The sequence below is a fragment of the Collinsella sp. AF04-24 genome (assembly GCF_003465685.1).
GTDB lineage: Bacteria > Actinomycetota > Coriobacteriia > Coriobacteriales > Coriobacteriaceae > Collinsella > Collinsella aerofaciens_AP.
The window spans coordinates 170,031-183,200 of sequence record NZ_QSBK01000001.1 but is presented as its reverse complement, the minus strand read 5'-3'; the positions used below and the strand labels follow the sequence as shown (position 1 = coordinate 183,200).

The following is a 13,170-nucleotide window of genomic DNA, read 5'->3' as shown; positions in this document are numbered from 1 at the left end:
TTTCATAGCCAGCCGTTTTAGAGCGGCTTAGCCAAAGCAACCTTTACGCAGCGAGGCGCTTGAGGACGTCGATGAGCAGCTCGTAGAAACGCTCGGCAGAAGCGAGCTCCATGCTCTCGTCCGGGGTGTGGACATCGGAGAGCGTCGGGCCCACGGCGATGGCGTCCAGGCCGTGCAGGGCCTCAGCAAACAGGCCGCACTCAAGGCCGGCGTGAATGGACTCGATGCGCAGCTCGGAGCCAAAGAGCTCGCGATAGCTCTCGACAAAAACGTCGCGGACCGGCGAATGCTCGGCATAGCTCCAGCCGGGATACTCGAACTCGAACTTGGCGTCGAAGCCCAAGACATCGGCCAGCGTCTGCAGGCGGTCCTTGAACTCGTTCTGCAGCGAGGTGATCGAGGAGCGCGGGGACAGCATGATCTTGACCTGGTCGTCGGAAGTGGCGACCACGCCGATGTTGGAGGAAACCTCGACGGAGCCGTCGGTGGCAACGTTGCGGCGAATCACGCCGTTAGGGGCAAGACGCAGGGCGCGGATGAGGGCAAGCGCGGACTTCTGATCCATGGCCTCGACCTCGGCGTCGTCGGCAATCTCGACGGTGCAGGTAAAGCCGGGGTCGAAGACCTCGAGCTCGGCAGTGACGTCGGCGATGATGTCCTTTGCGATCTGGGCCGCGGCCTCGGCGGCAGCGTGGTCGGCGTAAACCAGCTCGGCCTTGCACTCACGGTTGATGGCGTTGTCCTTAGTGCCGCCGTTAAAGCTAACGATGGCGGGCTCGCCGGCGACCATCAGGCGGTCGATGATGCGGGCCATGATGAGGTTGCCGTTGCCGCGCTCCAGGTTGATATCGTTGCCGGAATGACCACCCAGTAGGCCGGAGATGTCGAGCGTGAGGGTGCTGCCGGTCTTGTGCTCGCGCACGATGGGGCAGGTGTAGGTAACAACGACGCCGCCGGCGCAGCTGACGGTGGCAACGCCCTCTTCCTCGGAGTCAAGGTTAATCATGGTGCGGGCGCTAATCTGGGACTTGTCGAGCGTCTCGGCGCCGACCAGGCCAGTCTCCTCGTCGGTGGTGAATACGCACTCGAGGGCGGGGTGAGCAATCGAATCGTCGTTGAGCACAGTAAGCATCAGAGCAACAGCAATACCGTTGTCGGCGCCCAGGGTGGTGCCGTTAGCGGTGAGGACGCCGTCCTTGACGACCAGGTCGATACCGTCGGTCGTAAAGTCGTGCTCAACAGAGCCCAACTTGTCGCACACCATATCGATGTGGCCCTGCAGCATCACGGTCGGGGCATTCTCAGCGCCGGCAGAAGCGGGCTTGCGAATGATGACGTTGTAGACCTCGTCCTGGTACACATCGAGGCCGCGCTCCTTGGCAAACGCAACCAGGAAATCGCTGATGCCCTTCTCGTTGCCAGACCCACGGGGGATCGCGCTGACCTCCTCAAAGAAATGGAACAGCTGGGCGGGCTCGTAGCCGGTGATCTTGTAATCCATGGTGCCTCCTTGGCGCAACTGATTAGACAGTAAGACATGCGCCTTGTATATTCCCAGACTTTGCGTGCATAAACCAGTCGAAAACGCCGAGCGCCCTTGCATCATCGGCTAACGGCGGGGAAACGCTACTTTATTAGAATAAAGTAGGTTAGACGGGCCGCGCCAAAGGGACGTTGGACCCTTCAACCAACCTCAACGCTTGATCAACGTTTATGCATACGCCATTGATATGTTTAATGAGATCTACTTTGAACGAAGGGTCCTTTTTCAACAGAAAAAGGGCGCTCCTTTGGAACGCCCTCGTGGACACAAGGTTTTGTTACGCCCTACAGCGCGCCAGAGCCGGTTTGCATCATGCCGCCGGGGCCCGAGGTCACGCCGCCGCTCACGGGCGCGGCGTTGCCGGTGTGCGGTGCCGCCGGGGTGGTATCGCCACCGAGCGTGCCCGCCGGACGCGGTGCCGGGATCTCGCCCGTACCGTGGCTAAAGACAAACTTGCCATCGGCCACGTCGCACAGGACGGTATCGCCCTCGCCCCACTCGCCGGCCAGCAGCTCCTCGGACAACGGGTCCTCGATGAGCTTTTGGATGGCACGGCGCAGCGGACGCGCACCGTTGGTGAGGTCAGTGCCCTCGGCCACGATCTTGTCATAGGCCGCATCGGTGAGCTTGATGTTCATGCCGTTGGCAATCAGGCGCTGGCGCAGATCGTCCACAAGCAGGTGAGCGATCTTGGTCAGGTTCTCGCCCGAGAGCTTCTGGAACACCACGATGTCGTCGATGCGGTTGAGCAGCTCGGGGCGGAACAAGCGCTTGAGCTCGCCCATCGCGCGGCCGCGGATCTCACTCGACGTGAGACCCTGCTCGCCGGTGGTGCCAAAGCCCACGCTCGCATCCTGCGCAATCTCGCGGGCGCCCACGTTGGACGTCATGATGATCACGGTATTGCGGAAGTCGACCGTCTTGCCCTGGCTATCAGTCAGGCGGCCCTCCTCCAGCACCTGCAGCAGGATGTTGAAGATGTCGGGGTGCGCCTTCTCGATCTCGTCGAACAGCACGACCGAATACGGGTGACGACGAACGGCCTTGGTAAGCTGACCGCCCTCGTCGTGACCCACGTAACCCGGAGGGCTACCGATAAGCTTGGAGACCTCGAACTCGCTGCCGAACTCCGACATGTCGAAGCTGATGAGCGCGTCCTTGCTGCCAAAGAGGTACTCGGCGAGCGTCTTGGCGAGCTCGGTCTTGCCTGTGCCGGTGGGACCCAGGAAGATAAAGCTGCCGCCGGGGCGACGCGGGTCCTTGAGCGGCGAACGGCTGCGGCGCACGGCCTTGGCGACGGCCTCGACGGCCTCGTCCTGGCCGATAATGCGGGTCTTGAGCACGCTTTCGGTCTGCAGCAGGCGACGGCGCTCGCTCTCGGTGAGCGAGGAAACCGGCACGCCAGAGGTCACGGACACGATGTCGGCAATCTGACTCACGTCGATGGTGAGCGGGCTGGCGTCGAGCTCGGCGGTCCAGGCGGCCTTGGCTTCGGCGAGTTCAATCTCGGCGGCCTTCTGCTGCTCGGTGATCTCGGCGGCCTTGTTCATGTCGTCGCTCTCGGTAGCCTCCTGTGCGGCAGCCTTGAGTTCTTCGATGCGATGCTCGGCCTCGCGCACCGGCTCGGGTGCGCGATTCGCGGCGATGCGAGCGCGGGCACCGGCCTCGTCAATGAGGTCGATGGCCTTATCGGGCAGGAAGCGATCCTGAATGTAGCGGTTGGAGAGGTTCGCAGCGGCCTCGATGGCACCCTGCGTGTAACGCACGTGGTGGTGCTCCTCGTAGCGCGGCTTGAGCGCAGTCAGGATCTTGACCGTGTCCTCGACGCTCGGCTCCTCGACATCGATGGTCTGGAAGCGACGCTCGAAGGCTGGGTCCTTGGTGAGGTACTTGCGGAATTCCTCGGCCGTGGTGGCGCCGATAATCTGGAAGGCACCACGCGCGAGCACGGGCTTGAGCATGGAGCTTGCATCGATGGATCCCTCGGCAGAACCGGCACCGATGATGGTGTGCATCTCGTCGATAAACAGAATGACGTCGTCGGCCTCGGTCGCCTCCTGGATCACGTTCTTGAGGCGCTCCTCAAACTCACCGCGATACTTGGCGCCCGCGACAAGACCCGGCAGGTCAAGCGTCCAGATGTTCTGGTTCATAAGGTTCTCGGGCACATTGCCGGCAGCGATCTGCTGTGCCAGGCCCTCGACGATGGCCGTCTTGCCCACGCCGGGGTCGCCCAGGATAAGCGGGTTGTTCTTGGTGCGGCGCGAAAGAATTTCCATCATACGCTGGACTTCCTTTTCGCGACCAATTACAGGGTCGAGCTCGCCGTCGCGCGCCTTCTGCGTGAGGTTGGTCGCGAACTGCTTAAGCGTATCGGTGCCACTCCCCTTTTGCTGAGAGGCATCCGAGCCGCTAAAGAACGGCAGGCCCGCACCGGGACGACCAGCACCGGCGCCGGCGAGCGGACGCTTCTTGTCCTGGTCCTTGGCGGTGAGTTTCTCGATAGCCTTTTTGATGGAGGCGGACGACACACCCAAGCGCATGAGGATGTCCATGGCCATGCCGTTGCCCTCTTCGACGATACCGATGAGCAGGTGCTCGGTCGACACGTAGGTCTGGTTGTTCTCACGCGCCACGCGGAATGAACGCTCCATCACGCTAATGACGAGCGGCGTAAAGGCGAGCTTGGCTGCCTCGGTCTCCTCGCTGGGCTCGGGGACCGTGGTCTGGACCTCTTTGAGGGTATCCATGATGTCGTCGTAGGAGATATCGAGCGAACGCAGTGCCTCGGCGGCAATGCCCTCGTCCTCCTTGGCAAGCGCGAGCAGCAGGTGCTCGGTACCCACCTTATTTGAATGAAGATCGAGCGCCTCTTGCTTGGCCATGGACATGACCTTGCGCGCGCGATCGGTAAAACGGTCTAACATGCTAGTTCCTCTTAGACGAGCTAGTTTTTTCAAACGCAAAGCGCCGCCCCGCGGCAGCGCTTTGGTCTCTTTACCCATATGGAGTATATGTTAACCGTTGGGACCTTTCCCGCCCGTAGCCGCGTGACAACGTCTACAAAAAAGGAATTGCCAGGTGCGTCTGCATCGGCCCAACGAGCGTGGATTTTCGGACACCCATTCCACGAGCGTGGATAATCTCCCGTTTTGAGCCCGTAAACAGGCCAAAAACGGGAGATTATCCACGTTCATGTTTTGCGGATCAGTTTCATTTGCACCAATTAGCTGGTGTGGCGCCAGCGAGAGTCGGTGAGGGTTCTCGCCACGCCCAGGCCAACGGGCAGAAACGCCACAATGAGCACTGCACGCACAAACCAGCCGAGCATATTGACCGTGTCGAAGGTGCACATGTAATACATCGAGCGATACAGATACAAGCCCGGCACCATAATGACAATCGATGGCACCGTGAGGGCGATACGTGGGTAGGTGAGCTTGATTTCGGCTAAGCTCGCGAGCAGCCCCGATACCAGCGCGCCGATAAACGCTGCCGCCTCGGGAGGCATACCTACGCTCAGGCCCAGAAAGGGAAACAGCGTCGGCGCATCGACGAGCGTAAGGCGCAAGGTATTGGACACGGCGCCGATCAGCCCAGCTGCCGCGGCCATCTTTACCGGGCTGTTGAACATCACCGAGAAGCCGAATACGCCAACAAAGCTCATCACCACGCGCAGGAGCGTAAGGGCAAGCGGCGAAAGGCCGAGCGGGGCAAAATCATCCGGTGCCAGCCCCACACACTCGGCAACCATCCAGCCCACAAGGGTCGCCATCACAATAATCGACACGGCATACGAAAGACGCTCAATGCCGCTTCGCATATCGAGCTTAGCGATGTCGAGGCCTGCCGTAATGAGGGGAAAGCCGGGAATCACAAAGAGCATGGCGCCGATATAGCCTTCTTGGTGCGACATTGCCCCCGGTACGACCTGGCCAAGGCCGAGCAATGCCAGCAGATACGAAACGCAAGCGAGCGCAACGCCAATCGTCAGCGCGCTAAACTGGCCAAGACCCTGCTTGAGAATATGAGAGCGAGCAAAGTTGCCAACACCAGCGCCTACGAATGCGCAGGCCATCTCGATAGGGCCGCCGCCGAGCAAAAAGACGAAGGCGCCGCAAGCACAAGCTGCCGCAAGGCCCTGTTGCCAGGGAGAGTAATCGGGTTTTGAACTCTCAACGGTCTTGAGCATCTCGTGGTATTCGTGCACGGTAAACCGGCGCCCATACGTCTCGATTTCCTTTAGGAAGCTCTCCATCATCCAAATGCGATGGGTATTGACTCCCGTTGTGGGCAGGCTGACAACCTCGTTAAAGCAGTGGCCATCTTCGATGCAGGTGCACTCAAACGACAGAAGACTCAGGTCGACGTGAATCGTGACGCCGAGTACGGCAGCAACACGATTCATGGTATCGCGCACGCGCCAGGCACCTGTTCCGCTTGCCAGCATAAGCATGCCGGTGCGGCAGATGATGGATGATTTATCGGTGAGCGGCGCATCGACGGCAAGCTCATCGCCTGCCGTCACGATCTGGTGCCAATCAGTTTTCATATGGAGTGCGCCGGCACGAACACCGTGGTGCATGGGGGCTCTCGAAAGCAGCGAGTCAAGGCGCGAAGACTGTGGGGGCTCCGTTGATTCGTCCTCAACCTCATCAGTCTCTTCATCGACCAGATCAAAGGAATCAAGCGATGCCGGCTCGCGACGATCGATTAGCTCCTCATCCTCATCGTCAAAGTAATTGAACTGATCGAGCATGTCCTCTTCGATTGCACGCTCGCTCGCGTCGTCCATATAGACGCTCCCTTCCTACCGACTAACCCCCATCCTAGGCAGCGACGGCTAAAGGAAACATAAAAGAGACGACTGTCATGCGAGCCATGTGCTCAATAGCCATTGAGTAGTCGTTTAAGAACGTCCCCAATGACCACATCGATGTTTTGGCAACGCCAGCGAGCAGGCCGCATTCCAACCAGGACAACGCCGCAGGCAGAGGACGGACAGCGAGCCGCGTCCAGCTTGACAGCCAAGGCAACGCCGATGCCTTGGCAACGACAGCGAAAGCCCGCCAGAGCGAGCAAGGTGCCTTGAAACAAGGCGGCATTGACCTTCTGGTCATGCCGCCGAAGTTGAAAGGCAGATTGCCGCTCTGGCGGGCTTGCAGCGTCAACTGGTTACGCGGGTTGGTAAACCCGCGTAACCCCCTAGTACATCTTTGCGCCGGCGGGGATGGAGGCGTCGAGCTGGATCAGGTTGAGACGCTCCTCACCATCCTCCTCGTGGATAGCGCTGATGAGCATACCGCAGCTTGGGATGCCCATCATCTTGCGCGGAGGCAGGTTGGTGATGGCGAGCAGGGTCTTGCCGACCAGATCCTCGGGCTCGTAATAATCGTGAATGCCGGAGAGGATGGTGCGGTCGGTGCCGGTGCCGTCATCGAGCGTAAAGTTCAGCAGCTTCTTGGACTTCTTGACGGCCTCGCATGCCTTGACCTTCACGGCGCGGAAGTCGCTCTTGGAGAAGGTATCAAAGTCGACGAACTCCTCAAACAGCGGCTCGACGGCAATCTTGGAATAATCAACCGTGGGCTTGAGCGGCTTGACGAAGGGGCTCGCGGTGTTGCCGGCCTCGGCAGCTTTGGCAGCAGCGGCACCGGACTGGAAACCCTTCTCGGGCTTCATGTGCGGGAACAGCAGCACGTCGCGGATGGAAGCCTGGTTGGTGAGCAGCATGACCACGCGGTCGATACCGATGCCGATGCCACCCGCGGGAGGCATACCGTACTCGAGGGCGCGCACGTAATCCTCGTCGTACTCCATGGCCTCATCGTCGCCACCGGCCTTCTCGGCCATCTGGGCAGCGAAGCGCTCGGCCTGGTCGACCGGGTCGTTGAGCTCGGAGAACGCGTTGGCGTACTCGTGACCGGCGATGACCAGCTCAAAGCGATGGGTCAGGCGCGGATCATCCTCAAAGCGCTTGGCAAGCGGGCTAACCTCGATGGGGTAATCGCACACGAAGGTGGGGTTGACGATGGTGTCCTCGCCCAGCTCGTCATAGATCTCGGCGATGATCTTGCCGGCGGTCCACTCGGGCTTAATCTCCAGGCCCTTCTCGCGTGCGGCGGCAGCAAGCTCCTCAACCGGCGTGTCGATGGTGACCTGCTTACCAATCACGTCAGAGACGATATCGGTCATGGAACGGCTTGCCCACTCACCAGAAAGGTCGATGGTCTGGCCCTGGTACTCAATAACCTCGGGGTTGCCGATAGCCTTGTTAGCGGCCTTAATGACACCCTGGGCGAGCGCCTTCATGCCCTCGAGATCGGAGAAGGCGCGGTAGGCCTCCATCGTGGTGAACTCGGGGTTATGGGTAAGGTCCATACCCTCGTTGCGGAAGATGCGGCCGATCTCGAAAACGCGCTCAAAGCCGCCGACGATGCAGCGCTTGAGGTGCAGCTCGGTGGCGATACGCAGGTAGCACTCCTGATCGAGCGCGTTGAAGTGCGTGATGAACGGCTTGGCAGTAGCTCCGCCCTGGATGGTCTGCAGGATAGGAGTCTCGACCTCCATGTAGCCATCGGACTCCATAAAGCGGCGGAACGTGGAGAGGATCTGCGAGCGCTTGCGGAAGGTCTCGCGAACGTCGTCGTTGGCGATCAGGTCGACATAACGCTGACGATAGCGGGTCTCCTTGTCGGAGAGACCGTGGAACTTCTCGGGCAGCGGGCGAACGGCCTTGGACAGCAGCGTCGCGCTCTTGGGGGCAACGGAAAGCTGACCACGCTTGGTACGCACGACCACGCCGGTCACGCCCAGGATATCGCCCAGGTCGAGGGCCTTGAGCGTATTCCAGGCGGCCTCGTCCATATCGTTGATGCGGCAGAACAGCTGGATCTCGCCGGTCGCGTCGCGCACGACGATGAACATGATCTTGCCCTGACCGCGCTTGGCGACCACACGGCCGCCGATCTTCACGACGTCCTCGGTGTCCTCGCCATCGGCAAGCTCGGCATACTTAGCCTCGATATCGGCAACGTAGTCCTCAAGCTCAGAGTGCTCGGGATAGGGGTTCTGGCCCGCCTCGAACAGGGCGGCGCGCTTGGCCAGGCGGGTGGCGCGCTCGTCGTTGAGCGTCGATGCCTGATCGGCGGCGTTCTGGTTCTCTGCCATAAGTTAGCTCCTCAAATTAAATCGCTCCCCAGGATTCGGTCCCAGGGAGCGAAAACATACCTTTACGCGGGACCGTGGTCTAGCGTGCGATCTTTGCGATGGTGTAGACGCGGGTCTTGCCCGAAGGCGTAACAACCTCGACGGAGTCGCCCTCGCCGTGACCGATGATGGCATGGCCGACCGGAGACTCGTTGGAGATCTTGTGCTCGAGCGAGTTGGTCTCGGTGGTACCGACGAGCGTGACTTCCATGACCTCACCGTTGGGATCGATCAGAGAAACGGTGGAACCGATGGAGACGGTCAGATCGCCCGTGGTGGCAGCAACCTGAGCGTTGGCGAGGATGGCCTGAATCTCGGCAATGCGAGCAGCATTCTGGGCCTGCTTGTCCTTGGCGGCGTCGTACTCGGAGTTCTCCGAAAGGTCGCCGAACGCGCGGGCTTCCTTGATGTCCTCGACGATCTCCTTGGCGTAATCGCCCTCACGCCAAGCGAGCTCCTCGACGAGCTTCTGGCGGCCCTCAGCGGTCAGTACGATCTGGCTTGCGTCCATACGGATATCTCCCCAACTCTGATCAAACGATCAACTGTCAACAAAACGAAAAAGACCGGCTAGCCTGCGGGCAAGCCGGTCAGGTGCTCACCCCAAAGGGATGGGACTACTCTGCGTCCGCGTCGCTGTCCTCTGCCTTCTTTTGCTTGGCAGCAGCGAGCTTGGCCTCGAGCTCTGCGATCTCCTTGTCCTCCTTGGACTCCTCGACCACAACGTCCTCGGCCTGCTTGGTTTCGCCCTTATCGTCGCCCTCCATACCCTCGCGGATATTCTTGACGGTAGAGCCGAGGGACTTGCCGAGCTTCGGCAGGTTCTTAGGCCCGAAGATAATCAGGACAACAACGAGAATAATGATGAGCTCAGGAGCCCTCAGTCCAAACATGTAGACCTCCACAATACAGCGAGACAAGCTCGAATGAGTATACCGCGGGTGCCGCGGTATCACAACAATAGCTAAAAAAAGGGACCGCAAGAAGCGGTCCCTCCTCATGCTCTGGTCGGGTTGACTGGATTTGAACCAGCGACCCCTGCGTCCCGAACGCAGTGCTCTACCAAACTGAGCCACAACCCGTTAGCTCGACTATAGTAACAAAGATTTTCGCCGCGTGCTAGAGAAATTTTTATTTCTTTGGCGCTTCAATGCGAACCGTGTTGGGAATGAGCTCCGTCGCGCAGGACCACCAGCCGTTTTGCAGGGCAGCGTCGGCAAGCCTTTCGGCCGTGACGGCGGTGTCGCAAATGGCAAACGAGCAGGCGCCCGATCCGCACACATCTACAGCAACGGCGCCGTCCCGTTTACGCAGCCAATCGAGCACCGTTTGAATCTGCGGCTCCATCTGTGCGGAAATGACACCCAGGTTGTTATGGATGAGCGCATATGCCGTCTCGGCATCACCAGCACGCAAGGCAGAAGCTATCGCGCCGGGCTTGTCTGCAGGCACTGGGGCCTCGTCAAAACGTCGATAGGCTTCAATTGTTGAAACGCTTGCCTCGCGCGGCTTAACCAGCACGACGGGTGTCGCAGGTAGTACGGGGTACTCGGTGGCCAGCACGTCTCCCCCACCCACGTAAAACGCAGGGCTGGCATGCAAAAAGAAGGGAACGTCAGCGCCAATGCCCCGTGCAATGTCGTCGAGCGCGGGGTCGGTGCGATCAATTCCCCAGAGCTCCGCCAAGGCAACAATGACCGCGGCCGCATCCGTCGAGGGGCCGCCCAAGCCGGCGCACAATGGAATGCGCTTCTCAATCGTCACGCAGATGTTTGCCTCGCGACCATAATGCTCGGCCATAGCAGCGGCTGCACGATACGCCGTATTCTTTTGCATGGGAAAGTCGGATGCCGGAATCGTCTGGACGGTCAGCGCCTGCGCCGGCGTGACCGTCACGGTATCGGAAAGGTCGACGGCTGCCATCAGGGAATCGACCCTGTGGTAGCCGCGGGCGTCACGCTCGGTATGAACCCCCAGATAGAGGTTGATCTTTGCCGGCGCGGAAAGGGTCAGGGACCAATCGGTCACCGCTAGTGCTCCTCGAGCTGATTGCCGAGCGGAGTAAAGATGTGCTCACCGCTCTCGGGGTCGAACAGCTCGACCTGACCGGTAAGGACGTCGATGTACTGGTAGGACTGACGCGACTTGCGGCCGCGGCGTTCGTCAACCTCGACGATAAAGACTGCCGGATGGACGCTCTTGATGGTGCCCATGCGCTCGACGACGCGGGTGCGGCCCATGTTGGCCTTCACCTTAACGCGATCGCCCACCATATCGGTCAGCTTCTCGTGGATGTCGTCGACGTGATTGACTTCCATCTCTTCCATGAACAGGGCCTCCAGAAGGTGCAATTCAAAAAGGGGATAATACCCCTAAGATAGACAAAACTCTAATACTATAGCACCCTGTTGCGACCACGCGCAAGTAGCTAATTTGGCTACTTACAGATTGTCTGTGTCCAGAACGATGGTGAATGGACCGTCGTTGACGAGGTCGACCTTCATGTCGGCGCCGAAGATGCCATGCGCTACGTGCTCGACGTCCTCGCGCACAAGCGTCAGGAAGTACTCGTAGAGCTTGTTGGCAACATCGGGGGCGCCGGCATCCGTAAACGATGGGCGGCGGCCGTGACGGCAATCGGCGAACAGCGTGAACTGCGACACCACGAGAACCTCGCCGTCGACATCGGCAAGTGCCAGGTTGGTCTTGCCGTTCTCGTCCTCGTTAATGCGCAAGCCCCGGAGCTTGCCCCACAGCTTATCGGCCTCGGCGCGCGTGTCGCCGCGGCCCACGCCCAGCAGCACCAGATAGCCGCGCCCAATTTTGCCCACGCACTCGCCGTCGACCGTCACGCCGGCGTTGAGCACGCGCTGCACCACCGCACGCACGGCCTACTCCTCGCCCGTCAGTTTGGCGGATAGGTGCTCGAGCGCATGGAATCGGTGGCTGATGGCGTTCTTCTCGTCCGCCGTCAGCTCGGCCATGGTCTTGCCCGGCGTGTCGACCGGCAGGAACAGCGGGTCGTAGCCAAAGCCGTGATCGCCACGGCCCTCGTGCGCGATAACACCCTCGCAGGTGCCCTCACCATAGGTGACCAAACCGTCCGTGTCGATGAGCGCGACGACGCTCATAAAGCGCGCAGTGCGGTCCTCGTCGGCCACGCCCTCCAGATTCACAAGCAGCTTGGCATTGTTGGCGGTATCGTCGCCGTGAACGCCCGCGTAGCGCGCGCTATACACACCGGGCTCACCGTCCAGCGCGTCGACGACCAGGCCCGAATCGTCGGCAATGGCCATGAGCCCCGTCTCTTCGACGGCAGCCTGCGCCTTGATGATGGCGTTCTCCAAAAACGTCGTGCCGTTTTCCTCGGGGTCCTCAAAATCGCCCAGCTGGCCGAGCGCCACAAAGCGAACCTCGGGCATAACCTTGCCCAAAATGGCCTCGATCTCGGTGAGCTTATGGGCGTTGCCCGTTGCCACGACGATGGTCGCCGCCGGGTCGAGGGTGTCGATGTCGATCTTCTCAAGTGCCATGAGTGGTCTCCTTGTCTCTATAGCAATGCCGCGCCGAGGGCGACGAGGGCCTCCGCCTCTCCCCTCTCAATCAACGGCAGTCTTATACTTCGACGTTTTCCCAGATAAAACCTGCCAAAATAAACCTGTCCCTTTTTGGCAGGTTAGGCGATGGCTTGGCGCTGAAGCTCGATGAGCTCGGCGATGCCTTTGTCGCCCAAGTCGAGCAGGGCGTTGAGGCGCTTACGGTCAAAGGGCGCCTGCTCGCCAGTGCCCTGGAGCTCGATCATCTCACCGGTGTCGGTGGCGACGAGGTTCATGTCGACTTCGGCATGGCTGTCCTCGGAATAATCGAGGTCAAGCAGCGTATTGCCGTCGACAACGCCCATGGAGATGGCGGCCACCTGGCCGGTAAGCGGGATGCGCTCGATCTTGCCCGCCTCGACCCACATGGCGAGGGCGTCGTGCAGCGCCACCCAGGCGCCGGTAATGCTCGCCGTACGCGTACCGCCATCGGCCTGAATCACATCGCAGTCGACGGTGACGGTGTACTCGCCGAGCGCCTTCATGTTGACGACGGTACGCAGGCTGCGACCAATGAGGCGCTCGATCTCCATGGAGCGGCCTTTGCGGTTGGCGTGCTCGCGCTTGCAGCGTTTGCCGGTCGATGCCGGCAGCATGGCGTACTCCGCCGTTACCCAACCGGCCTTGGCGCCCTTGCGCCAGCCCGGCACGCCCTCCTCGATGGTGGCAGCGCACAGCACGCGCGTATCGCCAAACTCGGCCAGGCACGAACCGTGGGCGTGCTTCATAACGCCGCGAGTAAGCTTGATGGGGCGCAGCTCATCGGCGGCGCGGCCGTTGGCGCGGTTAACCTGCATGTACTCCATAGAAATATCCTTTCGG

General features: G+C 60.6%; 11 protein-coding genes and 1 tRNA gene. All 12 read right to left on the bottom strand.

The features are described from left to right. Positions 1 to 43: 43 nt before the first annotated feature. The 12 genes from DWV32_RS00805 to rph all read right to left on the bottom strand — a co-directional run bounded on the left by DWV32_RS00805 (position 44) and on the right by rph (position 13,154). Positions 44 to 1,501 (bottom strand): aminoacyl-histidine dipeptidase, encoded by a 1,458-nt coding sequence (locus DWV32_RS00805; protein WP_117563799.1) that lies wholly within the window; start codon positions 1,499 to 1,501, stop codon positions 44 to 46. Positions 1,502 to 1,827: 326 nt separating this feature from the next. Further along, positions 1,828 to 4,470 (bottom strand): ATP-dependent Clp protease ATP-binding subunit, encoded by a 2,643-nt coding sequence (locus DWV32_RS00800; RefSeq protein ID WP_117756899.1) that lies wholly within the window; start codon positions 4,468 to 4,470, stop codon positions 1,828 to 1,830. Between the two features lie 299 nt (positions 4,471 to 4,769). Beyond that, positions 4,770 to 6,338, bottom strand: coding sequence for a threonine/serine exporter ThrE family protein (locus DWV32_RS00795; protein ID WP_199576974.1), 1,569 nt, complete (start codon positions 6,336 to 6,338; stop codon positions 4,770 to 4,772). Between the two features lie 410 nt (positions 6,339 to 6,748). Then, positions 6,749 to 8,713 carry a lysine--tRNA ligase gene (gene lysS / locus DWV32_RS00790; RefSeq protein WP_117756898.1) on the bottom strand — a complete coding sequence of 655 codons (1,965 nt, stop codon included), beginning with the start codon at positions 8,711 to 8,713 and terminating at the stop codon, positions 6,749 to 6,751. A 79-nt stretch (positions 8,714 to 8,792) separates the two neighbouring features. Then, positions 8,793 to 9,263, bottom strand: a complete 471-nt coding sequence (gene greA, locus DWV32_RS00785) for a transcription elongation factor GreA (RefSeq protein ID WP_006234960.1) — start codon at positions 9,261 to 9,263, stop codon at positions 8,793 to 8,795. A gap of 106 nt (positions 9,264 to 9,369) precedes the next feature. After that, the gene (gene tatA, locus DWV32_RS00780) at positions 9,370 to 9,645 is read right to left on the bottom strand and encodes a twin-arginine translocase TatA/TatE family subunit (RefSeq protein WP_152073393.1); all 276 of its coding nucleotides are present in this window, start codon (positions 9,643 to 9,645) and stop codon (positions 9,370 to 9,372) included. Positions 9,646 to 9,757: 112 nt separating this feature from the next. Next, a tRNA-Pro gene (locus tag DWV32_RS00775) sits at positions 9,758 to 9,834 on the bottom strand. A 49-nt stretch (positions 9,835 to 9,883) separates the two neighbouring features. Beyond that, complete coding sequence (gene ispE, locus DWV32_RS00770) at positions 9,884 to 10,780, bottom strand: 4-(cytidine 5'-diphospho)-2-C-methyl-D-erythritol kinase (RefSeq protein ID WP_117756896.1); 897 nt, start codon at positions 10,778 to 10,780, stop codon at positions 9,884 to 9,886. A gap of 2 nt (positions 10,781 to 10,782) precedes the next feature. Continuing rightward, positions 10,783 to 11,079: a Veg family protein gene (locus DWV32_RS00765; RefSeq protein WP_006234957.1), complete on the bottom strand. Its 297-nt coding sequence runs from the start codon at positions 11,077 to 11,079 to the stop codon at positions 10,783 to 10,785. A 114-nt stretch (positions 11,080 to 11,193) separates the two neighbouring features. Beyond that, positions 11,194 to 11,640: a D-aminoacyl-tRNA deacylase gene (dtd, locus tag DWV32_RS00760; protein WP_117756895.1), complete on the bottom strand. Its 447-nt coding sequence runs from the start codon at positions 11,638 to 11,640 to the stop codon at positions 11,194 to 11,196. 3 nt (positions 11,641 to 11,643) lie between these two features. Beyond that, the gene (gene rdgB, locus DWV32_RS00755) at positions 11,644 to 12,285 is read right to left on the bottom strand and encodes an RdgB/HAM1 family non-canonical purine NTP pyrophosphatase (protein WP_117756894.1); all 642 of its coding nucleotides are present in this window, start codon (positions 12,283 to 12,285) and stop codon (positions 11,644 to 11,646) included. Between the two features lie 143 nt (positions 12,286 to 12,428). Further along, positions 12,429 to 13,154, bottom strand: coding sequence for a ribonuclease PH (rph, locus tag DWV32_RS00750; RefSeq protein ID WP_117756893.1), 726 nt, complete (start codon positions 13,152 to 13,154; stop codon positions 12,429 to 12,431). Positions 13,155 to 13,170 lie beyond the last annotated feature (16 nt).

What these genes read in the sequence shown, in the direction of transcription:
- DWV32_RS00765 (WP_006234957.1), bottom strand. Translation starts at nt 11,079, where the DNA reads ATGGAAGAGATGGAAGTCAATCACGTCGACGACATCCACGAGAAGCTG.
- greA (WP_006234960.1), bottom strand. Translation starts at nt 9,263, where the DNA reads ATGGACGCAAGCCAGATCGTACTGACCGCTGAGGGCCGCCAGAAGCTC.
- DWV32_RS00805 (WP_117563799.1), bottom strand. Translation starts at nt 1,501, where the DNA reads ATGGATTACAAGATCACCGGCTACGAGCCCGCCCAGCTGTTCCATTTC.
- DWV32_RS00795 (WP_199576974.1), bottom strand. Translation starts at nt 6,338, where the DNA reads ATGGACGACGCGAGCGAGCGTGCAATCGAAGAGGACATGCTCGATCAG.
- rdgB (WP_117756894.1), bottom strand. Translation starts at nt 12,285, where the DNA reads ATGGCACTTGAGAAGATCGACATCGACACCCTCGACCCGGCGGCGACC.
- tatA (WP_152073393.1), bottom strand. Translation starts at nt 9,645, where the DNA reads ATGTTTGGACTGAGGGCTCCTGAGCTCATCATTATTCTCGTTGTTGTC.
- rph (WP_117756893.1), bottom strand. Translation starts at nt 13,154, where the DNA reads ATGGAGTACATGCAGGTTAACCGCGCCAACGGCCGCGCCGCCGATGAG.
- lysS (WP_117756898.1), bottom strand. Translation starts at nt 8,713, where the DNA reads ATGGCAGAGAACCAGAACGCCGCCGATCAGGCATCGACGCTCAACGAC.
- DWV32_RS00800 (WP_117756899.1), bottom strand. Translation starts at nt 4,470, where the DNA reads ATGTTAGACCGTTTTACCGATCGCGCGCGCAAGGTCATGTCCATGGCC.